This is a genomic window from uncultured Methanobrevibacter sp. (genome assembly GCF_900316895.1).
Classification (GTDB): domain Archaea; phylum Methanobacteriota; class Methanobacteria; order Methanobacteriales; family Methanobacteriaceae; genus Methanocatella.
Window position 1 is genome coordinate 1 of the sequence record NZ_ONER01000021.1, and the last position, 23698, is coordinate 23698.

At 37.8% G+C, this 23698-nt stretch carries 21 protein-coding genes; 10 read left to right on the forward strand and 11 right to left on the reverse strand.

Features of this window, described 5'->3' with window-relative positions; translation table 11 throughout:
• On the reverse strand, positions 1 to 7119 hold a 7119-nt coding region (locus QZN27_RS03920; protein ID WP_296783981.1), incomplete at its 3' end, for a right-handed parallel beta-helix repeat-containing protein.
• A 333-nt stretch (positions 7120 to 7452) separates the two neighbouring features.
• On the opposite strand from QZN27_RS03920, the gene cfbB reads away from it, so the two are divergent.
• Positions 7453 to 8802: a Ni-sirohydrochlorin a,c-diamide synthase gene (gene cfbB, locus QZN27_RS03925; RefSeq protein ID WP_296783984.1), complete on the forward strand. Its 1350-nt coding sequence runs from the start codon at positions 7453 to 7455 to the stop codon at positions 8800 to 8802.
• A gap of 1 nt (position 8803) precedes the next feature.
• The gene (locus QZN27_RS03930) at positions 8804 to 9862 is read left to right on the forward strand and encodes an oligosaccharide repeat unit polymerase family protein (protein WP_296783986.1); all 1059 of its coding nucleotides are present in this window, start codon (positions 8804 to 8806) and stop codon (positions 9860 to 9862) included.
• 29 nt (positions 9863 to 9891) lie between these two features.
• Here QZN27_RS03930 and QZN27_RS03935 read toward each other — a convergent pair whose 3' ends face one another.
• The gene (locus tag QZN27_RS03935) at positions 9892 to 10824 is read right to left on the reverse strand and encodes a restriction endonuclease (protein WP_296783989.1); all 933 of its coding nucleotides are present in this window, start codon (positions 10822 to 10824) and stop codon (positions 9892 to 9894) included.
• A 277-nt stretch (positions 10825 to 11101) separates the two neighbouring features.
• Here QZN27_RS03935 and surE point away from each other — a divergent pair, with 277 nt between their 5' ends.
• Positions 11102 to 11878, forward strand: a complete 777-nt coding sequence (gene surE, locus QZN27_RS03940; RefSeq protein ID WP_296783992.1) for a 5'/3'-nucleotidase SurE — start codon at positions 11102 to 11104, stop codon at positions 11876 to 11878.
• Between the two features lie 5 nt (positions 11879 to 11883).
• Here surE and QZN27_RS03945 read toward each other — a convergent pair whose 3' ends face one another.
• Positions 11884 to 12027: a hypothetical protein gene (locus tag QZN27_RS03945; RefSeq protein WP_292600343.1), complete on the reverse strand. Its 144-nt coding sequence runs from the start codon at positions 12025 to 12027 to the stop codon at positions 11884 to 11886.
• A 76-nt stretch (positions 12028 to 12103) separates the two neighbouring features.
• Here QZN27_RS03945 and QZN27_RS03950 point away from each other — a divergent pair, with 76 nt between their 5' ends.
• The gene (locus QZN27_RS03950; protein WP_292600341.1) at positions 12104 to 12301 is read left to right on the forward strand and encodes an LSM domain-containing protein; all 198 of its coding nucleotides are present in this window, start codon (positions 12104 to 12106) and stop codon (positions 12299 to 12301) included.
• On the opposite strand, the gene QZN27_RS03955 is transcribed toward QZN27_RS03950, so the two are convergent.
• From QZN27_RS03955 to QZN27_RS03975, 5 genes are all read right to left on the reverse strand, one after another.
• The gene (locus tag QZN27_RS03955) at positions 12298 to 13302 is read right to left on the reverse strand and encodes a methanogenesis marker 12 protein (protein ID WP_296783998.1); all 1005 of its coding nucleotides are present in this window, start codon (positions 13300 to 13302) and stop codon (positions 12298 to 12300) included. The genes QZN27_RS03950 and QZN27_RS03955 overlap by 4 nt on opposite strands.
• Positions 13303 to 13357: 55 nt before the next feature.
• Positions 13358 to 14350, reverse strand: a complete 993-nt coding sequence (gene ilvC / locus QZN27_RS03960; RefSeq protein WP_296784001.1) for a ketol-acid reductoisomerase — start codon at positions 14348 to 14350, stop codon at positions 13358 to 13360.
• A gap of 123 nt (positions 14351 to 14473) precedes the next feature.
• Entirely contained in the window at positions 14474 to 15001 is a 528-nt protein-coding gene (locus tag QZN27_RS03965; protein WP_296784004.1) for a carbonic anhydrase, read from the reverse strand.
• A 3-nt stretch (positions 15002 to 15004) separates the two neighbouring features.
• On the reverse strand, positions 15005 to 15490 hold the full coding sequence (gene ilvN / locus QZN27_RS03970; RefSeq protein ID WP_296784007.1) for an acetolactate synthase small subunit: 486 nt from the start codon (positions 15488 to 15490) through the stop codon (positions 15005 to 15007).
• On the reverse strand, positions 15491 to 17185 hold the full coding sequence (locus tag QZN27_RS03975) for an acetolactate synthase large subunit (protein ID WP_296784010.1): 1695 nt from the start codon (positions 17183 to 17185) through the stop codon (positions 15491 to 15493).
• A gap of 100 nt (positions 17186 to 17285) precedes the next feature.
• Here QZN27_RS03975 and QZN27_RS03980 point away from each other — a divergent pair, with 100 nt between their 5' ends.
• Together QZN27_RS03980 and QZN27_RS03985 are read left to right on the forward strand one after the other, a co-directional pair.
• Entirely contained in the window at positions 17286 to 17618 is a 333-nt protein-coding gene (locus QZN27_RS03980; protein ID WP_296784013.1) for a DUF2085 domain-containing protein, read from the forward strand.
• On the forward strand, positions 17608 to 17853 hold the full coding sequence (locus QZN27_RS03985) for a zinc-ribbon domain-containing protein (protein WP_296784015.1): 246 nt from the start codon (positions 17608 to 17610) through the stop codon (positions 17851 to 17853). The genes QZN27_RS03980 and QZN27_RS03985 overlap by 11 nt, the downstream gene beginning before the upstream one ends.
• On the opposite strand, the gene argF is transcribed toward QZN27_RS03985, so the two are convergent.
• Positions 17850 to 18758: an ornithine carbamoyltransferase gene (argF, locus tag QZN27_RS03990; RefSeq protein ID WP_296784017.1), complete on the reverse strand. Its 909-nt coding sequence runs from the start codon at positions 18756 to 18758 to the stop codon at positions 17850 to 17852. The two genes, QZN27_RS03985 and argF, sit on opposite strands and share 4 nt — an antisense overlap.
• A gap of 84 nt (positions 18759 to 18842) precedes the next feature.
• Entirely contained in the window at positions 18843 to 20153 is a 1311-nt protein-coding gene (purD, locus tag QZN27_RS03995; protein ID WP_296784019.1) for a phosphoribosylamine--glycine ligase, read from the reverse strand.
• Between the two features lie 221 nt (positions 20154 to 20374).
• Between purD and QZN27_RS04000 the strand changes: the two genes are divergently transcribed.
• From QZN27_RS04000 to QZN27_RS04015, 4 genes are all read left to right on the forward strand, one after another.
• Positions 20375 to 21022, forward strand: coding sequence for an Ig-like domain-containing protein (locus QZN27_RS04000; protein WP_296784022.1), 648 nt, complete (start codon positions 20375 to 20377; stop codon positions 21020 to 21022).
• A 128-nt stretch (positions 21023 to 21150) separates the two neighbouring features.
• The gene (locus QZN27_RS04005) at positions 21151 to 22521 is read left to right on the forward strand and encodes an MATE family efflux transporter (protein ID WP_296784025.1); all 1371 of its coding nucleotides are present in this window, start codon (positions 21151 to 21153) and stop codon (positions 22519 to 22521) included.
• Positions 22511 to 22921 (forward strand): MarR family winged helix-turn-helix transcriptional regulator, encoded by a 411-nt coding sequence (locus QZN27_RS04010; protein ID WP_296784027.1) that lies wholly within the window; start codon positions 22511 to 22513, stop codon positions 22919 to 22921. Before QZN27_RS04005 ends, QZN27_RS04010 begins: the two co-directional genes overlap by 11 nt.
• On the forward strand, positions 22918 to 23451 hold the full coding sequence (locus QZN27_RS04015) for a nitroreductase (RefSeq protein WP_296784030.1): 534 nt from the start codon (positions 22918 to 22920) through the stop codon (positions 23449 to 23451). Before QZN27_RS04010 ends, QZN27_RS04015 begins: the two co-directional genes overlap by 4 nt.
• A gap of 42 nt (positions 23452 to 23493) precedes the next feature.
• On the opposite strand, the gene QZN27_RS04020 is transcribed toward QZN27_RS04015, so the two are convergent.
• The coding region (locus tag QZN27_RS04020) for a DALR anticodon-binding domain-containing protein (protein ID WP_296784033.1) at positions 23494 to 23698 on the reverse strand (205 nt) is incomplete at its 5' end.

Here is a 23698-nt window from a genome sequence, read left to right on the forward strand (position 1 = left end):
TTTGCTGTCAGTTTTAACGGTGTATGTTTTACCGTTATACTTGATAGTTACACTTTCACCAGCACCAACGGCTTTGCCGTCTTTAGTTACGAGAACTTTGTAGTTTGCAGTAGCTGAGTAAATAGCTGCAACGTTCTTGTTTTCTGTAATTCCATATACAGGAACGTGAACATTCACTGTCGCATCTTTGGATAATGATGGATATTTGCCATCACCGGAGTAACTTACAGTAACGTTATGATTACCGTCACTTAAGCCAGGCACGGTAACACTAGCAGTTCCGTTTTCGACAACTGCTGCGTATTTTTTACCATCAACCTCAACAGTCAAGTAACCGGTTGCATCACTAGGCAAGTTTACACTGAATGTAGGTGAATCGGATTCACTGGATGTAGGGACATCTAACGCAGTATCAGCAGTTATGTTACTTGCAATGGTTACATTTACCGGTTTTTCAAATCCTGCATATTTCTCATCACCAGTGTAGGTAACAACAGCAGTGTGGTTACCTCCAGATAATGGGAAAGTAGTGATACTTGCAGAACCGTCTACAATAGGTGCATGGTATTGTTCTCCATCAACATCCACTAATAAGTAACCGGTAGCGTCTTTAGGTAAATCAATAGTGAATGTAGGGGTTGTTGTGTTTTCAGGAACATCAATTGATACAGCATCCTGAGGAACAACATCCTTAGTTACAACTAAGGTTTTTTCAACTATTACACCATTATAATTGTCATCACTGTCGAATATTACTTTAACATCATAACTGCCTTCAGCTAATGAAATGTTTTGGTTAACATCATATCTATTACCATTAATTTCAACAACAACGTTTCCAGTATAAGTTTCAGGAACACTAACGGTTACGGTGAAGTTTTCATCAATAGCAACTTTTTCAGGCACATTGACTGTAGGATTAATTGCGGATTTTTCAACAGTGAATGTGATAGAATCACTGGAACCGGCAACAGTTTCACTATCAGCGATAGTGGCAGTGACATTGTAAGTACCAGCAGCCAAGCCAGTTAAAACAATTTTACCGTCAACGACAGTATAATCAACAGTTTGGTCATTAGCATCTTTAACAACTACAGTAGCTTCACCATTTGTAGCGGTTACAGTAATATTCACTGCGCCCGGATAAACAATGGTATCTGTTACAGGATCAATCACGACACTGGAACTTTCTTTGTTAATCACAAATGAAATGGTGCTGTCTGCAGCTGCGTAATTATCAGTTTCTGCATAGTTTACGGAAACGTCATTATAAGCTCCTGCAGCTAATCCTGAAATACTACCAGTACCTGAACCGCCTTGAACTTCAATAACTGTTTGATGAGCATCATCCACTTTAATAGTGTAGCTACCATCAGTACCGGTTACTGTAAATTCAACAGCATCAGGATAAGTAGTTTCAGAGACTTCAACTGTGAATTCCGGAGTCGCTTTTGAAATTTCAAATTCTTTGTCTACAGTTGTTTTATTGTAGTTGTCATTACCTGCAAATGTTACAGTAGCATTTTGTTTACCTGCTGCAACATTAGTGAAAGTAGCGTAAGCCACACCATTTTCCACGGTGACAGGAGTTATCACATCTCCCACAGTGATGTTATAGTCACCGTCGGCATTAGATGTTACAATAACGGTTACTACACCTGGGTATTCGTCAACTGCAACAACTGCATCTACTGAAATGGTTAAAACAGTAGTTGATTTTACATAGAATACTGTTGAGTTAATTGCAGAGTTATAATTGCCGTTTACGTCTTCAAACATTGCAACGACCGGATATTGACCAGCACCTAAATCTTCAAAGGTTCTGTTTCCAGTACCGTTGACAACATTGATTGTATATTCCTTATTGTTTATGATTACAGTTACGCTAGCGTTTAGGCCTTCATCGTTGACGCCCGCTAAAGTTACAACAACAGTAGCATTTTCGCCTTCAACGATGTCATCAACTGAAACTGTGAATTCAGTTACGTTTGCTGTTGGAACATCTAAGACACCAGTGTATTTGGTTAAACCAGTTGCCTCATAATTTGTTGAAATTACTTTAGAGCCAGCGGTTCCAATGTAATAATCAACGGTGTATAATCCAGTATCTTTATCAAAGGATATGTCATCAATAGTTTCTCCATTAACTGAGAATCTGAAATCAACATCATAAATGAAATTGCCTTTATCGTCTGTTAATGTAGCATTAAGGATGAAAATATTTCCTTGTTCAGCAGGAATAGTTTTATTATTTAAGAATGTAGCATTCAATGGATTAATTATTTCAACTCCCGGTTGGGTGTAGATTTGTACTGCATCACCAGTGATTGTATTATTGGACAATGTTAATGTAGTATCAGGGTACCAAAGATATATAGCATTAGAACCACCTGGAGCTTCATTATCTTCAAATACAGAGTTAGAAACGCTTGTACTTGCAGAGGAAATGATTGCTCCACCACCAGAAATAGCATAATTTTCAACGAAGTTACAGTTATCAACAATTAAATCAGAGCCGCCTTCATTTTCAATAGCACCACCGTAGTCAGCGACATTGTTAATGAAGTCTGAATCGGTTACAGTTATAACTGCACTATCTGACCAGAAGTAGAATGCTCCACCGTCATCAGCGATGTTGTCTATGAATGTACAGTTATCAATTAAACTGTCTGAATCTACACCTGCGAAACTTACAGCTCCACCACATCTTGCAGAGTTATTGATGAAAGTTGAATCAACGATTGTTGCCTGAGCATCATCTGGGAATACTACAATTGCTCCACCTTGAGTGTTAGAAGTACCTGAACTTCCTACACCTACTCCTTTGTTGTTTTCAAAGGTACAGTTATCAACTTCTAAGTTTGAGGATTCTACAAAGATTGCGCCACCGAAAGTAGCGTTGTTTCCTTCAAATTTAGTGTTTTTAACGGTTAAGACATAATCTTCATCAGGGTTCATGTATCCAAGAGAGGATATTGCTCCACCCCAAGATCCTGTGTTGTTTGCAAAGTAAGAATCATAAATATCAGTTTTACCTGTAGTTACAACAGCACCAACTAGTAAATCTCCTTTGTTTCCATCACGGATAACGATGTCTTTAAGGTTATTGGTAATATTAGATGAATAAATAGCTAAAGTACCATTTAAGTTGTAAATTGCTGCTCCACCGTTGTCATCATTTGCTGTACGGAAAGTAATGTCGTTGCTTTCAAATACGGAATTTGCAACAACTACAGTACCTTCTGAGTAGATTGCTCCACCACGATAAACTGCGGTGTTATTAATAAAGTTAACTTTGTCAGCGAGTAAACCAGCGCCTTCATTCACATAAATGCCAGCACCTTTATCAGCTTTAGCGTCGCAAACAGTAAGATTGCCTAAAACTAAAGTGTAACCAGAAGTGACATTGAATAATCTAGCGAGATTTGCACCACTAATAGTGGATCCGTTACCATCAATGATGATATTCTTATCAATTACAATACCATCTTCAAGACCTTCATCAAACTCGGCAATGTATGCATAATCTATGTCTAAAGTTATAAGCATTGTTTCAGCATTGTCTATTTTATTTTTCAAGTCTGTTAAAGATGAGGAAACTACATAAACTGCAGTTGCAACTTCTTGAGCAGGATAATCCAAAGTTACTAAATAGGTACCTGGTTTTGTAGGAGTGAAAGTGCCTGTGTATTTTTCACCATCGAATGAGGCAGATTCATTGAATACTACTTCACCATCTTTGTAAACTACAAATTTGAGATTAGCATCATAAACCAAATTGCCGCTATCATCAGTTAAATTAATAGTTACTGTGATTTCACCTAAGTGCCTATTATAAGTTTTATTTTCTGAAATATTTGCTCTGACAGTTGAAACAATTTCAGTACCACCTGAAGTTATTACAGGAACATATGCAGAAGAAATATCATTATTTTCTAGACTTAAATTACCATCACCGGCCCATATACCATATCTATTGGTTGTAGAAATTTTAGAATCTTCAACATTTACGTTTGCATTATTCTCAACATCAATAGCAATGGAACCTGTGACATCATTAATGAATTCAGAGTTTTCAATATTTGCATCGCCAGTACTGTATACAGTTACTACACCCCAGTCATATGTATTAGCATTTTCAGTGAAGTTACATCCATCAATAGCTAGACTGGAACTACCGAAAGTAACTATTGTTGCAGCGGCCGCAGTGTTTTCTTCAAAGTTGGATTCAGTGATTGTGATTGAAGCATTATCTGAAACGCATATTGCTCCACCCCAAGCACTTGCATCATTTCCAACGAAGTCAGAATTTGAAACGGATAAAGAACCCTCTTCTGAGAAGAAGTATACTGCCCCACCATTTACAGCAGAGTTATCAACAAAAGTACAATTATCTACGAAAGTATCTGAAGCAACTCCTGGGAAACTTACAGCTCCACCAAGATTAGCAGAGTTGCCAATGAAAGTTGAATCAATGATTTCTGCATGAGAATCGCCTGGGAATATAACAATTGCTCCACCTTGAGTGTCAGAAGTTCCTGAACTTCCTACACCTACACCTCTGTTGTTTTCAAAGGTACAGTTTCTAACGTCTAAGTTTGAGGATTCAACAAAGATTGCACCACCAAAAGTAGCATTGTTTCCTTCAAATTTAGAGTTTAAAACAGATAAAACATAATCATCAGGGTTTAAATATCCAACAGATGATATTGCTCCGCCCCAAGATCCTGTGTTGTTTGCAAAGTATACATTGTCAATGATTGTTTCACCGGAGGTAACTACAGCACCAATAAGTAAATCACCGCTGTTTCCATCACGGATAACGATGTCTTTAAGGTTATTGGTTATTTTACTATCTTTTATTAATAAAATGCCTCTTAAGTTGTATATTGCTGCTCCACCGTTGTCATCATTTGCTGTACGGAAAGTAATGTCGTTGCTGTCAAATACACAGTCTGTAACATTTACAAAACATTCTGAGTAGATTGCTCCACCACGATAGACAGCAGTGTTATTAATGAAGTCTACAGTTTGAGCAATGAAACTGTTAGCAGCTTCTACGTAAACTGCACCACCTTTTTCAGCGTTACCATTCTTTAAAATAATTTTGTTTAGTGTTAATGTGGCGCCATCATTTACAGCAAAGATTCTGCCGGAATTATCTGCATCCAAATATGTGCTAATTACACGTTTACTGTTTGCATATCCAGTGATTGTTAAATCTTTTTCAACAATAATACCATCTGCAAATGTTGCTTTTTCATCATCCGCTTTGGTGATTTTAGATGAACCAATATAAACTTCTCCACCACTAACTAAAGCAATAAGATTGGACAATTGAGTAAAAGTAGTGAGACCGGATTGGGAAACTCTACCGTTATTTTCAATAGCATAATCCCCAACATTAGTGAAATTAGTAGTCAAACCTACTGATACTGTACCGTCATTGGTTATAGCAGCTGTGCCGTCACCGGCAATTTCAGCATTATTTATAGTTAAAATAGTGTGGCCTTCTCCATAAATTGAAACTGATCTGTTTATATAAATACCATTTGCAAAGGTTTCATATTCTGAATCTAGTTTAGTAACATCACCAGTTAGGTAGATGCTTGCTGTAGTTCCACTATCAATCATAGCTTGTAAATCAGCAAAACTAGTAGCATCATAATAAACTTTAGCATATGAAACATATGGAACGTCTCCAACACCATCAAAGTAAACTGAAGGGCTGTTTCCACCTATAATATCTGCACCTGCATTATCATAAGTGTTATTAGAAATGGTTAAAGGTCCCCTATTAGGAGCAATAATAGTATTAGTGAATGATGAATCAGTAATAGAACCTTGCCTAATATATACTGCATCGCTACGTGAAGTATTATTTACAAATGTAGAACCTGTAATGGTCATAATTGAATCACTGTATGTTGCTCCACCCATTCCTCCACGGTTATTGGTTTTACCATTAAATGTTTCGGAATACGCTGAATTAGCAGTGTTGTTAATGAAAGTACATCCAACTACTTGGGTATTTGTGGTTGAAATTGCACCTCCCATAGCTGCACTGTTATCTTTAAATATACAGTCAGAAATTATGCATTCATCGGACTCTGTAGCTGCAATTGCTCCACCATGAGCATAATTTGAATTTGAACTACCAGTACCCCTAACTTTGTTTCCGGTGAAATTAGATTCTGATATATAATAATTTCCATCAGGGCAGTAAATAGCTCCACCATTGAATGCAAAGTTATTATTAAAAGTAGAACCTGAAACAATTAAATTGGAAGCATCACCATCACTTAATATTGCACCACCGTATGATCCACTGTTGTTTTCAAATATGGAATCGGTTACAGTTAAAGCACCATTTCTATTTGATACTGCTGCATTGCTTAAGTCTCCAGTGTATGCACCTGTTCCTCCACGGTGTACAATGTCTTTTAGGTTATTTGATATTGTAGAAGTGGATATGAGGACATCACCATTTTTTGTATAAATTGCAGCTCCGCCATAACCGTTTACGCTACGGTCGGTTAAATCATTTCCATCAAAGGTAGAACCAGTTACAGTCATGGACCCGCCATCATTATATATTGCACCACCGCTTTTAGTTGCGGTGTTGTTTAAGAAATTTGAATTAACAATGGTTAATGTTCCTCCGTTGTTGTAAATAGCTCCACCATTTTCAGCATTACCATTTATCAATGTTACACCCATCAATGTTAAAGTGCAACCTGAATTAACATTAAATATTCCACCTAAGTTGTTTCCATCAATCTTTTGATTATTACCGAGTAGGGTAACATCCTTTGTAATTGATAGAGTGCTTTCCCCTTCAACACGAGTGTAGTCCTTTGACATTATGACTGTTCCACTTGAGTCGATTGAGTTTTGAAGCTCGGTGAAATTTCCGTCTCCATCAGCAGCCAATACATCTGTATTGTCCGTTGCCGCAACTGCGTCAACGTCTTCTGAAGCCACCTCTTCAATAGGAGCTTCATCTACAGCCTGTACGGCTGAATCTGAAGTATCATTAGTATCTGCTGCAGAAACAGCAGAAATTGCTAATATCATTACTAAAAATAGAAATAATATTGAAATTTTCGATTTCTTCATTTACGCAACCTCATTTTTCGATTTAATCTAAACAAAAAATTTTAGATTAATCGTGTTATATATATGATGTGTATAATATATAAACTATTCTATATAATTTTTAATTTTTTTAAAAAACAATATTGTCTTATCTAAAAAAAAAAGTAATATTTTAAAAAATAATTAAAAAAATTATAAAAAATTAAACACATTTAAAAAGAATATTAGTAAAAATAACTAACTGTTTATAATTTATATTAAAGAGGGAAATATCTCTCCTAAAATAAACAAACCGTGAAAATTCAATTAAGACCAAACACTAAAAATATATTTAAAACTAGATAATATATTATTATGAGAATAATTCTAGCAGGCACCGGAAGTGCAGTTGGAAAAACCACAATTGCAACCGGAATAATGAAAGCCTTAAGTGAAAAGTACAATGTGCAACCTTTTAAGGCGGGTCCCGATTATATCGACCCTTCCTACCACACACTGGCTACAGGGAACACTTCAAGAAACCTGGATTCATTTTTCATGAAGGAAGGCCAGATTAGAGACTCATTTTTAAAGGGAATGGAAGGCAAGGACATCGCAGTCATTGAGGGAGTCAGAGGATTATATGAAGGAATAGATTCAATCAATGATATCGGAAGCACTTCAAGCATTGCAAAAGCTTTAGACGCACCGGTAATTCTAATCATCAACTCAAGAAGCCTTGTCAAAAGTGCTGCAGCACTAGTTCTTGGATTTAAGGCTTTGGATCCTGAAATCAACATTGCAGGAGTCATCCTGAACAAGGTCAAGAACAAGGCGCATTATGAAAAGACCAAAAGGTCAATTGAAGAGATAACCAAAACCGAAGTAATCGGCGGAATCATCCGTGACGACAGTATTTCAATTGAACAGAGGCATCTGGGCCTTGTTCCTGCACGTGAAAGGGAAACCTCAATCAAGTTCATTGACATCTGGTCAAAAACCATTAAGGAATCAATTGACCTTGACAGACTGGTGGAAATCGCCAAATCAGCACCAAAAATCACTTCCGAAACCATTCCGATTTGGAACAAGCTAAACAAACAGCCAGTGAAGATTGGGGTTGCCTATGATGAGGTGTTCAATTTCTACTATAAGGAAAACATCGAATCCCTGGAAGCCAACAATGCAAAAATAGAGTATTTCTCACCGTTGAACGACGAAAGCCTGCCTGATGTTGACGGAGTATACATTGGTGGAGGATATCCTGAACTCTTCTCAAAAGAGTTATCCCAAAACTCACAAATGCTTAAGGACATCAAACAGTTCCACAATGAGTCAAGGCCCATTTTTGCCGAATGCGGAGGGCTGATGTATCTCATGAACTCAATACATGACGATAAGGTGGTTGACATCTACCCGTACAAGGCGGTTCTGACAGACCGTGTTCAAGCTTTAAAATACACAATAGCCGAAGTGCAGGAGGACAACATCATCTCCAAGAAGGGCGAAGTGTTCCATGGCCATGAATTCCATTATTCAAAAGTAATTGTGGATAAACTGAAACATCCACTGGCTTTTAAAATTACCAGAGGAAAAGGTTCATACGACCTGCAGGATGGCTTTATGGAAAAAAACACCCTTGCAAGCTATGTTCACACGCATGTTGCTGCAATGCCTAACTTTGCAGGCAATCTATGCATTTCAGCTAAAGAATTAGGAGAATAATATGAAAAGATATGATTTCTTTAACCCGCTGATTGTAGTAGTTGCGATTCTTGCATTTCTCGCAATGGGCTATATCGGATCATTCAACTACAGATTTGAAGACCCTCTTGATGCAGAAGTGATTTTGACAATCATATTTGCATGCATCGTTTTTGCAGTCGGTTATCTGGCCGTTAAATACAAGGCAAACGTCAAAATAAGAAAAACCAACTATTTAAGTGAAAAGCTGCTTTTGACACTGGCAATTATAGCTTTAATCCTGCAAAGCCTAAATCTAGTGTTTTTAGGCGGAATTCCGCTTTTTAACTCAACTCTAAAAGCAAATGCAACTACAAACCTTTGGAGAGTTGCATATCCATTGTTTTTAATAACCCTTAACTTTCTGCTTGCCAAATACTACAGCAGGAAATATCTAATTCTAATAATTTTAGGAGCATTGATCTTTGGCCTTAACGGCTATAGAACTTCAGTCCTGGGAATTTTGGGAAGTTCATTTATCACATTATACTATCTGGATAAGATTTCAAGAAAATTCGGCATAGTGTTCATAGCCATAATTGTTGTCGGCCTAATGGCTGTCGGCTACATCGCTTCCCAGTCAATTGCAGGCCAGCACTGGACATTGAACCCGATGGAACTCATATTTTATCGTGCGGCCTTTACATTAGAAGTCTTTGAAAGAATCATCCCTCTTGCAGGCACAACACACGGCAAGATATTGGCGATGATATTCTCATCAGGAAGCCCTAGAACATTTATCGGCGAATATGTCCTGCACTACAACGTGTGCCTGACATCAACACTTTTCGGTCCGGTAATGCTTGATTTCGGATATATAGGTCTGACAATACAGATGCTATTTATGGGAGCGTTTCTGGGATTGGTCCATAAGATAAAAAATGGTGTGGGCATTGGAATCTATGCATTTATCCTGACACATACAATAATCTGGATAGAAACAGGTCCAACAGATATAATGATTTGGTTTTTATATCTGATCGGGTTGATTTACATTATACTGGTGTTGTTTAAAAAAAATACAGGCAGCGATGAGATTTAAATCCCATCACCAAAAACCACAATCCAAATCTAGACAAAGATTAAGATTATCAATATAATCAATGAAATGAAGAATATGAATGTTCCTTTTACAATAAAATCAGCATTTCTATCAGTGTAGAATGACAATCCGTAAGACAAAGCAAGAGCAACAAACATTTCTATTAGACCGGTTACACCGGAATCCATCTTAAGCAAATGACCTGCAATAAATGACAGCAAATAGGAAACAACCACTACTGTAAGAATCAGACCGATAGGATTGCTTATGATTCTTAATATTAATGGAACCAGTCCAGAAGAAGCTGCCGCATAAGAGCTCGCTCTTGTATCATAATTATACAGATTGGTTTGAGAGGAATAAGGACTTAAACTGCCGGTGCTTCTTTGACGGCGACCCCTGTTTAAGAGTGAAGAGAATCCTCTAACATGCGGTTCATCGACCTGCCTATACAAGGTGTTCTTATAGACATGAGGATGAGCATCCCTTCTCTGCATGATATATTCCATGTCTGAAGCATCATAATTGTATTCTGGATATTCTTCCTCAATATAGGCAGATGCTCCGCCATCGTAAGAAGTATTGTCAAGTGTTGTCTGATTGGTCCTGTCCTGATATTTCTTAGCCAGTTCAAGCAGATTGTTTCTGTCTACCAATTTGATGTTCTTTCTGATTGCATAGTTCTTAGCCTGATCGGAGAAATATGATGAGGTCACAATAGTAACTTTAGAGGCCTTAAGGCTTGCCTGCACCTCTTCCATTTCCCTCAATACATCAACGCCGACCTGAAACTCCTTATCATAATTCAGACATGCTACAACTACCCCGAAGTCCCCAATTGTTGTGGGCAGAATAGCATATATGTCAATGACCTTTTGCGAGGTTTTAAAATTCTTATAAACCTTAAAACCTGAGTCCTCCATTACTTTCGCTATAAAATTAATTAATTGTGGTTTTTCCAAGTTTCCACCCGCATGTATTTTTTTTACAATAATATTATATTTTATGGATTAAATTGTTATTAAAGTTTTTTATAGTCCATATTACTCAATTTTAAAAACTCGCTTAAATTTATTTATTTTCAATTAAAAACAATATTTATGTCCATTCATAAAATCAACATCATCAAATTTAGATAATAGCTATCAACTGTTTTTTAATGGATTTAATGAAATTTAAAAAATATGGAAATTCCCATATAACAAAAATTATTTAAAAATAGACAGCTAATTAATGTATATGAAAGCATTGATAAGTAATGACGATGGAATAACCGCTTCAGGAATACTTGCAACTAAAAAGGCAGTTGAAGATTTATGCCAAACCTATGTGGTGGCTCCTGAAACCCAACAAAGCGGAATTGGCCATGCACTAACATTATACGAACCACTAAGAGTTAATGAACACATTCTTAAGGATGGAAGCATAGGCTATGGAGTTGGAGGAACACCAACAGATGCCGTGACAATAGCATTGTTCGAAATAATGGATGAAAGACCGGACATCATGATTTCAGGAATAAACACCGGATTTAATCTTGGCCAGGCTGAACTGACAACATCCGGAACTTTAGGCGCCGCAATTGAGGCCGCCAGTTTTGGAATTCCAACCATTGCAATATCAAAGGAAGTTTCAAGGGACGACATAAAGTTTGAAAACGGACATGTCGAAATCGATTTTGAATTTGCACAGAAAATGCTTAACAAGCTGACCAAAATCGTTTTAAAAAAAGGTTTGCCTGAAGGAATTGACTTATTAAATGTTAATATTCCAGAAAACCCTTCAGATGAGGAATTTGAAGTCGTCAAACTTGGAAAACGGATGTATACCCCAGTCATTGAAAAACGTCTGGATCCGAGAGACAAACCATATTACTGGATTGGCGGTGAGCCATATGAGTTTGACGAGCCTGGAAGCGATGGTTATGAACTTAAAAAAATGCAAAAAACTACAATAACACCATTAAAAATAGATTTAACAAGTGATATGAGTTTATTGAAAGAATGGTTAAGATAAGATACCTATAAGTTTAAGTCTTTAAGTATCTTTTCTCTTTCGGCTCTAAGTTCGCCTAAAATTTTTTCGTCAGTGCATCCGTCCTTTTTAAGTTGAGCTATTGTACGAGTAATAGCTTCCAAATTGCTTTCTAATTGATTAATTGCCATACTATATAATATAAACATTAAAGTATTTAAAGTTGAAAGACTAATGTAAAAGTAGAATATTCAAGGATTTGAAACAATGAGCGAAGATAATGTAAACAAACTTTTTACTCAGTTTAAAAACAAATATGTAAGTGTTGATTTAAGAGGAGATTATCAAACCGAAGGTAAAGTAATAGCAATTGACAATTACTTGAATCTCGTTTTAGAAAATGAAAATGGTATTGAAACACTTAAAGGCGGAAATATAATTTTTATAAGCTTAAAAGAAGATTAGATATTAACTTTAATACCTAATATCTCTTTTTCACCATTAAAGACATCCATCGCTATTTGAGCAGCTCCAATAGCTCCAGAATCAAATGATATTACTTTCAGGTCATATTTGCCTTTAAAGTATTTGTCAATCTCTTTTTTAAAGTCAAAGGGTTCAGTTGATGATCCGATAGAACCTGTCAGAACAACACCCTCAATGTCGTTTTCGCATACCACATCAAGGCCTGCAATCTCCATTGCAACGGTCATTATCAAAGTGTCGATTGCAAGTTTTGCCTTCTCGTCACCCTGGCGATAATTGTCCAAAAGCTGATTTTTCATATCGGCAACTTTCCCGTTAATTCCAGCAATCTTAATGGCTCCAGCATTTGAAAAGCATCCGTTTGCAGATGCCCCGTTCTCATCGATGTCACGAAGCATTTCCAAATCAAGAGGTCCATGAACAACGCCCATAGCTCCCAAACAGGCATCGATTGCGCCTTTAATCTTGCCGTCTTCGATTAGAATATCCACACTGTTTGAGGAGATATCGGCAACGATGAAATTGCTCCATCCAGTTTCCTTGACTGCATTGTAGGATATGCTGACCTTTTCCGGACTTGCCTGGTGAGAATAGGCTGCCCTGAACAATTTATCAAGAGATTCTGAGTCCTTATGAAGGCCGGGAATCATTATTGACGGCAGGTTCAGCTCTTCAAGCTCATCGAATACACTTGTTCCGCCGCCGGTGACCTTGCCGGCACCGCTGATTGATAAAATTCCACGGTCTTTGACCTTATCTGTTGGTAAAATCTGGCTGATGCCATCGCCCATAGCATATGTTATTGCCATTAATTTAACATCTTCTAAATTAACACGTTTTTTCAGTTCTTCTGAGGCAGAAACTAGACCCTTTTTACTTTCCTCTCTTCCGATTTTAAATACATCGACAACATCACCCTCATCGGACATTATGCAAAAAGAGATTCCGGTTGTTCCATGGTCCATTCCAATAAATACCATTATTACCACACTAAAAATATCAAACAATAAAAATAAAAAAAGAAAAAAGACGTGTTTAATCGTCTTTTTGTAATCCACAAGCTTTTCTGAGTCTTTCACCGACAATTTCGATTTCCATTTGACTTTCAGCAGCTCTCATTTCTTTTAGGTTAGCGCCGTTTGTAGCGTTTTCATCGGCCCATTGTTTTTTGAAGGTACCATCTTGGATTTCTTTTAAGGTTTTTCTCATACCTTCTTTTGCTTCTTCAGTAATGACAGCTTTACCTTTGGTCAATCCACCGTATTCAGCAGTGTTACTTACATCATGCCACATTCCTGCAAAACCTTTTTCATAGATTAAGTCTACAATGAGTTTTACTTCGTGACAGGTTTCAAAGTAAGCGATTTCAGGCTGGTAACCTGCTTCGACCAAGGTAGTGAATCCTGCATTGATCAATTCAGTAAGTCCACCGCATAAAACGGTTTGTTCACCGAACAAGTCGGTTTCGGTTTCTTCTTTGAAAGTGGTTTCCAATACACCAGCTTTGGTTAATCCACAAGCTTTAGCCATGCCTAATGCCAATTGTAAAGCATCTCCGGTTGCATCCTGTTCGACTGCAACTAATCCAGGAATACCGAATCCTTCTTCATAGGTTCTTCTAACCATGGATCCTGGTCCTTTTGGTGCAAACATTACAATGTTTACGCTTTCATCAGGTTTGATTAATCCGAAGTGGATGTTGTAACCGTGAGAGAATGAAATAGTGTTTCCAGCTTCAACGTATTCGGCAATCTGATTATTGTACACTTTTTCCTGGATTTCATCAGGAAGCAAAATGTGAATGATGTCTGCTTCTTTTGCAGCATCTTCGATGGTTTTTACAGTCATTCCATCTTCTTTTGCTAAGTTCCAGGAACTACCGTTTTCTCTTAAACCTACAATAACGTTAGCTCCACTATCAGCCATGTTTCTAGATTGTGCTCTTCCTTGTGAACCATAACCGATTACTGCTATGGTTTTACCTTCAAGAGCATCTGTATTTACATCATCGTCGTAATACATTTTCATTTAAAATCATCTCTTAAATTAGTTAATAAAAATTAAAGATATCCAATAAAATATCACTTAATAATTATGATTTTCAATATTAATAAAAGTAACTTAAAAAAAATAAAAAAATTATAGATGGAATCAGTAACCATCTACTAAAACTTTCAACTCACCTGTGACAATGTCAATTATAAGACCGTGTACCGGTACATCAGGTATCAATGGGTGGTTTTTAATCTTTTCAACAACGTCCTTGACGTTCTGCTCTTCTGATTCGAATCCGCCAATCCATTCTGCAAGGTCATATTTTGCAATGTCCTCTTCGGCAATGCCTCTTGCAATCATTTTTTCCTTTAAAGCTTCAGCATCAGCACCGGCCATACCACATTCTGTGTGGCCTACAACCATCACTTCTTCAGCACCAAGGTTGTATAAAGCTGCACCGATTGATCTGATTGCATCTTCGCCTACAATGGAGTTTCCTGCATTTCTGACGATTTTTGCATCTCCTCTTTTAAGACCGAGTGCCGGTTCGAAAAAGTCGATTAGTCTGCAGTCCATACAGGTTAGGATAGCTAACTTTTTAGCAGCATGGTGAGACATTTCTTCGCCTTCAAAGTTTTCCACAAATTCCTTATTGTCTTTTAATACGTCTTCTAATATAGTCATAACTTATACTCCCCTTGACATAGCTGTAAGGCCAGTACGGGCTATTCTTTTTATTCCATAGCCCTCTACTAAAGATATGAATGCATTAATCTTTTTCTTATCTCCTGTCAGCTCAATCATTAATGTTTGATCAGTGACATCCAGAACATGTGCCCTGAAGATATTTGAATATTGCATTATTTCTGCCCTTGCTTTAGCATTAGGGACACTTACCTTAACAAGGCATAATTCCCTTTTAACGGCAGTTTTAGTGATATCTTTAATCTTGATAACGTCAACCAATTTATTAAGTTGCTTTGTAACTTGCTCCAAACCCTTTTCATCCGCATGCACTGAAATGACCATGCGGGATTGTCCTTCCACTTCTGAGCTTCCGACAGTAATGCTGTCAATGTTGAATCCTCTCCTGTTGAACATTCCAGCTACTTTCTGTAAAACCCCCGGTTTATCTTCAACAAGTGTTGATATAACGTGATAATTTGATTCCATTTAAATCACATCCTTTTCAAGCTTATATTCACCAATCATCTCATTAATTCCAGCTCCCGGCGGAAGCATAGGAAGGGCTTCCTCAGAGTCTATTACAACATTTAATAAGACAGGTTCATTATCTTTCATTGCACTTGATAGAGCTTCTTTAGTCTCACCAGGCTTTGTAATTCTAACTGCATTTACTCCAAAACTTTCCGCAAGCTTTACAAAGTCAGGACTGTTGCCCAATAATGTTTGAGAATGTCTGTTGTTATATAATAAGCTTTGCCATTGGTATACCATTCCCAAGGTTCTGTTTTCTAGAACAACCGCAATGACCGGCAGGTCATATTCACGAACGGTAGCCAATTCCTGACAGACCATCAAGAATCCGCCGTCACCATTGATTGATACAACAGGATCATCTGGACATGCCACTTTAGCTCCAATAGCAGCCGGGAATCCGAATCCCATAGTTCCAAGACCTCCTGATGAGATGAATTTGCGCGGTTTTTGAGTGTCAAAGAAATGTGCTGCCCACATCTGATTCTGACCTACATCAGTTGTCAATATTGATTCGGGTGTTAAAACCTCTGCAATTTCCTTTATGACAGTCTGAGGTTTTAAAGGAACATCGTCGTAACTTACACGTGGCATCAATTCTTGCTTTTTGGCTTTAATCATATCTGTCCAATTATTAACATCATCTGATGGATTATAACCATCCAATACTTTATTTAATGATTTTAAAACATTTTTGGCATCTCCAACGATTGGCAAGTCGACATCCACATTCTTGCCTATTTCAGCAGGGTCAATGTCAATGTGGATAACCTTGGTGTCAGGTACGAAACTGTCCAGCCTTCCGGTTGTTCTGTCTGAAAACCTTATACCGATAGCAATAAGTAAATCTGATTCGTTAATGTAATCGTTTGAAACTTTCCTTCCATGCATACCAAGCATTCCCAATGCCAAATCGTCAGTTTCATCAAAAGCACCTTTACCTAGAAGTGAAGTCATGACCGGTGCGTTAATGGTTTTGGCCAATTTCTTTAACTCACAGCATGCATTGGCTATGATGACACCTGCACCTGCCAAAATCATTGGTTTTTTAGCCTCTTTAATCAAGTCACGAGCCTTCTTGATTTGCTTGATGTTGCCTTTAACGGTCGGATTGTAACCAGGTGTCTGAATCAAATCATCCCTGAATTCTGTCAATTCCCCTTCCTGAACCTCTTTTGGAACATCTATCAAAACAGGCCCTGGCCTTCCAGTTGAAGCAATTTCAAAACTTGATTTAATCATTGAAGGTATTAAATCCGGGTCTTTAGGTTGGTAGCTATGTTTAGTTATAGGCATTGTTATTCCAATAATGTCTGCCTCTTGGAATGCATCATTTCCAATTAAATGAGTAGGAACTTGACCTGTAATTGCCACAATTGGAGAAGAATCCATGTAAGCTGTTCCTATACCAGTTACAAGATTGGTTGCTCCAGGACCGGAAGTTGCCAAGCACACTCCCACACGACCGGATGCCCTTGCATAACCGTCAGCCGCATGAGCAGCAGCCTGTTCGTGTCTAACCAGTATATGATCCATGTCTGCATCATATAACATGTCATAGAATGGTATGGTCTGTCCGCCAGGATAACCAAATATTGTTTTGACCCCCATATTTTTGAGGGATTCTATTATCGCTTCTCCGCCTCTCATTGTAAAAACCTTTTTTCATATATTATACAATAACTTATGAATACAAAAATATATATAATTATTGAAATCATATTAAGGTTAGCAAATTGTGTGTGATAATATGAACTTAACAAAATATTTATGTCACAGGATTCCGGAGAGAAGTTTCTTCATCAAAGGCCATCAGTTTCCGGTTTGTGCAAGATGCACCGGCTTTTACACTGGCCTGGTCGTTTACCTGATTTTAAACTTCTTTTACAAGCATCCGTATAATTTTGAAATGCTGTTCATTTCAATGATTCTTATGGTTCCGGTGGCAATTGACGGCCTGACACAATATTTTGGACCAAGAGAAAGCACAAACAATTTAAGATTTATTACAGGTTTTATTGGAGGCTTAGGCCTTATAATCTTTTTAAAAATAATAATAGGGTGGATTTTTAATGTTTTGTAGAAAATGCGGTGAAGAAAATCCAGATAATGCAGTTTTTTGCAGAAACTGTGGTGAAAGATTAAAAAATGAGGAAGTTAAAAAAACGGAAATAATTGAAAATACCGTGAATACACACGAGCAAAATACAACAACAGGCACCTCTTCAAGCGACGATAACAATTGGTTGAGCTGCTGCTTATGTATCGTTGGTGTCTTTATCATATTCGGGATTTTAGGAACAATATTCCGTCTCTAATCTTTTAGATAATAATATAAAACAGCCTTTTGAGCATGCAGCCTGTTTTCCGCTTCATCAAAAACCACTGATTGAGGTCCGTCAATTACCTCAGCAGATACTTCCTGACCTCTGATTGCAGGCAGACAATGCATGAAAATAGCTCCATCATTAGCAAGACTCATCAAATCGGAATTAACTTGGAATGGTGCAAAATCAATTTCCCTTTTGGCTTTTTCAGCCTCATCGCCCATGCTTACCCAGACATCGGTGAAAACAGCATCAACATTCTGCAACGCCAAGCCGATATCATCGGTTATTGTTATTTCAGTATTGTTTTCGTCCGCATATTCAAGGGCGGTCTTTAAAATATCTTCGCACGGTTCATATCCTTTCGGACAAGCAACAGACATGTCCATTCCCAAAAGGGGAGCAATCAATAAAAGGGAATTGGATACGTTATTTCCATCACCGACAAAACAGATTTTCTTGCCTTCCCACTCGCCCAAATGTTCCTTGATTGTCAAAACATCAGCAAGTGCCTGGCAGGGGTGTTCAAGATCGGTTAATCCATTTATGACCGGCACGTCGGAATGTTCGGCCAGTTCCACTACATCGGAATGTTTGATAGCCCTTATCATTATTCCATCAACGAAACGGCTTAAAACCTTAGCAGTATCTGAAATCGGTTCGCCTCTACCCATCTGCAAGTCATTTGAAGACAGAAAGATTGCCCTTCCGCCTAACTGATACATTCCAACATCAAAAGAAACTCTGGTTCTAGTTGATGATTTCTGGAAAATCATGGCCAATGTCTTGCCTTCAAGAGGCTTTTCTTCCATTTCACCCGCTTTGATTTTAACAGCCAAATCCAAAATGTATTTAACATCATCCTTGATGTCTGTTATTGATAATAAACTATCCATTATAATCCCCTTTAAATAGTATAAAAAAAGATATTTGTAGGAAATATATATTAAATGTTTCTATAAAAAAAAGAAAAAAGAAATTTAGTTTAAAATTTCTTTCATATGTTCGACACGCTTGTTTACAAGTTCTGTTGTACCGACATCTCTTCTGTGGTAAACATTACCTTTAACAAACTCGCATGCCTTTTCAGCTATTTTTTCAGCCTCTTCAATGGAATCGCCACTGGCTACAATGCCCAATGCCCTTGAACCTGACAAGTGAATTCCGTCATCTTCTTCGGATACTGCAGCATAAAATACCTTAGCGCCCATATCTTCAATAGCTTCTTCATCCACTTCAATCAGTTCACCCGCATATTGAGTTTCAGGATATCCGTCAGGCACGATGTATTTACATACGCTGGCCTTGTCTTCAAATTCGACTTCATCAAGATTTCCGTCCACAATAGCCTGACAAACATCAGCCAATGGAGTTTTTAAAAGCGGCAATACGTTCATAGCTTCAGGATCTCCGAATCTTGCATTGTATTCAATCAATTTAGGTCCGTCAGCGGTAAGCATGAACTGACCATACAGGATACCTTTGTATGGTTCTGCCTCTTCAGCAATAGCTTTGAGAGTTGCCTTCATGATATCAACAGCCTTATCATAATCTTCCTGGCTTAAGAACGGCAATAATCCTCCAACATCAGAATATGAACCCATTCCACCGGTGATTGCACCGACATCACCTTCGAATGCATGAGGATGGTCCTGAGCTGCAGGCATTGGAGCTAAATTTTCACCGTCACAGAATGCCTGGATGGTAAATTCCTCACCGATTAATCTTTCTTCAATAATTACCTGAGCAAATCCACCCATTACGTTATCAATTACTTCACATGAGTATTCTTTTGCCTCTTCATTGTCCTTTAAATGGTCACCGACAATTTTTACTCCTTTACCGCCTGTCAGTCCAACAGGTTTCACAACAACGTCACGGTCAAACTCATCCAAAAATGCTGATACATCATCTGAGTTGTCAAAGACTTTGTAGACAAGTGACCCTTCAATTTTGTAGTCTTCAAAGAGTTTTCTCATAAATGACTTGTCAGTTTCGATTCTTGCCGCACTTTGGGTAGGTCCGACACATTTAATTCCGTTTTTCTGAAGTTCATCCACGATTCCTTTTCCAAGCGGAGCTTCAGGACCGATGAATGCAATGTCAATGTCATTTTCAACTGCATATTCGGCTACCTTTTCCACTTCCCCCTCATCGCCTTGCTTAAACTCGGCAATCTTGCTCATTCCAGGGTTGACTTTACTCATGTAAACATATAATTCCACATCATCCTTAAGGGCGTCAGCGATAGCATGCTCACGGGCACCGGTTCCAACAACTAAAACTTTCATGATAAAATTCTCCTTGATATAAGGTATATTACTAAAAATATTTAAATTATTTTAAAATTAGTTAAAAATCAATCGGTAATGTAAGGATATTTTTTTAGAAAGCGTGCACTTGCATTCGATAAACTTTATATATATTTAAATGCAAACCTTAAAATTGGACATTAAACTTATAAGCAAATAAAAAAAAGTCCTTAATTGATATTATACAATCGGTGATTAAAATGAACAAAAATATAATTATTGCAATATTGATTGTTATCATCATCGCAGTTGTTGGTGTCTTTGTATTCTCCCAACCACACACATCCGATGGTAAAATCAGCACTCAAATCAATTTTTTAAGCCAAACAACCTTAAAAAATGGAGACCAAGTACAATTTGAACTTAAAGATGCGCAAGGAGCTGTACTCGCAGGCCAAACTGTTACAATTTCTTATGATGACGGTTCCGGAAACGTCCAAAATTATACAATCAACACAGATCAAAACGGTAAAGGATTCCTTACCATAAACGGTGAAGACGCAGGAAGTTATACTGTAACCGTTAATTTCGCTGGAAACCAAAAATACAATCCATGTACTGCAAAACAAAGTATAACTATTGAAGACGGTACTTCAGACGCTGAAGAAACAGTTTCTGGAAATTCAACTGCAAATACCGTAATGTACAACAATAATAATGGTTCCTCTTCAGGTCAAGCAGAAAGTTCAGGATCACCATCCGAAGCATATTACGACGCTGAATTGAACGTATACTATGATTCAAACGGTAATGTCATCGGTGGTCAAGACCCTGGAGCAAGCATATATGAGCTTAGACAAAGGGCCAACGATCCAGACATGATTGACGAAGACGGTAACTTACAATAAACTTTGAATAAGTATTTTTTTAATACTTATTTCCTTATTTTTTTGAAAATTATTTTTCTTTCCAATACCTTTAAATACCAACACTTGCATATACAAGAGTATAATTGCATATGCAAGAGAGGTATATTATGGAAAAGAATGAAAACATTGAAATGATAACAGGAGATCCTAAAAAGGCGATAAACAAATTATCATTGCCCATTATAGCTAGTATGTTTCTGATATTTGCAAACAACATCATCGACAGCATTTGGGTAGCCGGACTTGGTGCAGAACCGCTGGCTGCACTTGGATATATTACACCATTATTCATGATAATGGTAGGATTTGGAAACGGCCTTGGAGCCGGTGGTAACTCACTTATTTCAAGATACATCGGAGCTGAAGACAAGCATTCGGCAAACAATGCCGCAATACACAATCTGATTTTAAGTGTAGTCGTATCAATTATCATTACAATAATTTTCATAGCCTTTCTTAAGCCGTTGCTGATTTCAATGGGGGCAGCATCTGTTATAGACTATGCAATGGAATATGGACTGATCATCTTCGCATGGACATTTGGACTTCTGATGCCGCCGATTGTCGGAGGGGCATTCAGGGCAGAAGGGGACATCAAAAGGGCAACAGTTCCAATAGCATTAGCTGCTATAATAAACATGATTCTGGACCCTATCTTCATCTACACATTCAATATGGGAATTGCAGGAGCGGCATGGGCCACAGCCCTTGGACCATTCATAAGCCTGCTTGTGATGTTTTACTGGATATTCGTCAAAAAGGACACATACCTCTCATACAACAGAAAAGACTTCCACAATGACCTTAACATGTACAAGGACATATTGGTTGTAGGTATTCCGGCAAGTCTGGAGCAGCTGGTGCTGTCAGTCTTAACAATCTTTGTCAACTACATGCTTACAATCGTGTCCGGACCTGTAGCGGTGGCCGTATATACTGCAGGATGGAGAATAGTCAACATCGGAATGCTTCCGGCAATAGGTGTTGGAACAGCGGCAATATCAGTGGCAGGAGTGGCATTCGGATCCAGAAAATATGAAAACCTAAGGGTGACTGCAAGATATGCCGTTAAAGTGGCTTTAATAGCTTCAATAATAGTGTGCATTATCCTATATGTATTTTCAAATCAGATTGCATTTATCTTCTCATATTCAGAAAACAGTGCAGATTTGGCGCCCAGAATAGCAAGCTTCCTTCAGATAATGTGCCTGTTTATCCTATATGTTCCATTCGGAGCAAGTGCGGGTAACGTTTTCCAGGGAGTCGGTAAGGGAACAATATCCTTTTTCCTGACAACATTCAGGGAATTCATATTGGTGCTGATATTCGCATATATTCTAGGTTTCACATTCAATATGGGAGAAACAGGAATATATTACGGAATGCTTCTTGGAGGAGGAATAGGATCCCTAATCTGTTATGCATGCATTGAGCTGTATATAAACAAACTGATAAGGAGTAGAGACAATGCTGTTTGATAAGGATATGCCCACTGCCCCTTTCATATCCATAATCTACCGTGAGCATGCAAAATACATCAATGAAATCGTGAAGGAAGACGACCTAAGCTTTGGTCTTCATCCACTATTAATCAAGATTTACAGAAACAGGGGCATAAGCCAGGAGGAACTGGCTGAAGCATTCCACCTAAACGAAAGCACAATTACCAGAAACCTCAAAAAGCTGGAGGATAAGGGATTCATCAAAAGGATTAAAGATAAAAGGAAAAAAATAATCGAGGTAACATCAAAAGGTGAAAAGACCGCATTAAAAATAATGGACTACGATGAGAAATGGGACGAACAGCTCAATTTAACAGAAGAGGAATATAATGATTTTTTAAAAATACTTAAAAAGATTAGTGAGGACTTAATATGAACGAAACTATCGAAAACCTAAAGACAAGAAGAAGCATCAGAAAATTCAAGGACGAGCAAATCACTGACGAAGAATTACAAACAATTCTTGAAGCTGGAACATACGCTCCAACCGCAAGAGGCCTTCAGTCACCGAAAATCGTTGTAATACAGAATCCGGAAACAATCAAGGAATTGTCAGCATGGAACAGAAGTTTCTTTCCTGTAGACGTTCCGGATGACATGGATCCTTTCTACGGTGCAAAAACATTGCTGATTGTTCTGGCTGATGGTGAAATCCCAACATGGAAAGAAGACGGTTCAAGCGTATTGGCGGTGCTTGTAAATGCTGCACATGCTGTAGGCGTCGGGTCATGCTGGATTCACAGGGCCTATGACGAATTCCAAAGCGAAAAGGGAAAAGAACTTCTAAAAGAATGGGGAATTCCTGAAACATATGAAGGAATCGGTCATGTCGTATTGGGCTATCCTGACATGGAAGCGCCGGAGCCTTTGCCTAGAAAAGAAGATTATATCTGTTTTGTAGATTAATTATTTTAAAAAAAAAGAAATTTGAGATGAGTTAACACTCATCTACATTTTTTCAGGTGCTGAAACACCTAAAATATCTAAAGCGTTTTTAATGGTTGTCTTGGCTCTGTCAACCAAAATCAGCCTGGTATCCTCATCATCAGACCCGATGACCTGTTCTGATTTGTAGAACTTGTTGAATGAACCGGCCAGGTCATGACAGTATTGTGCAATACCATGAACTCTCTTTTTGTTTGCACTTTCTTCA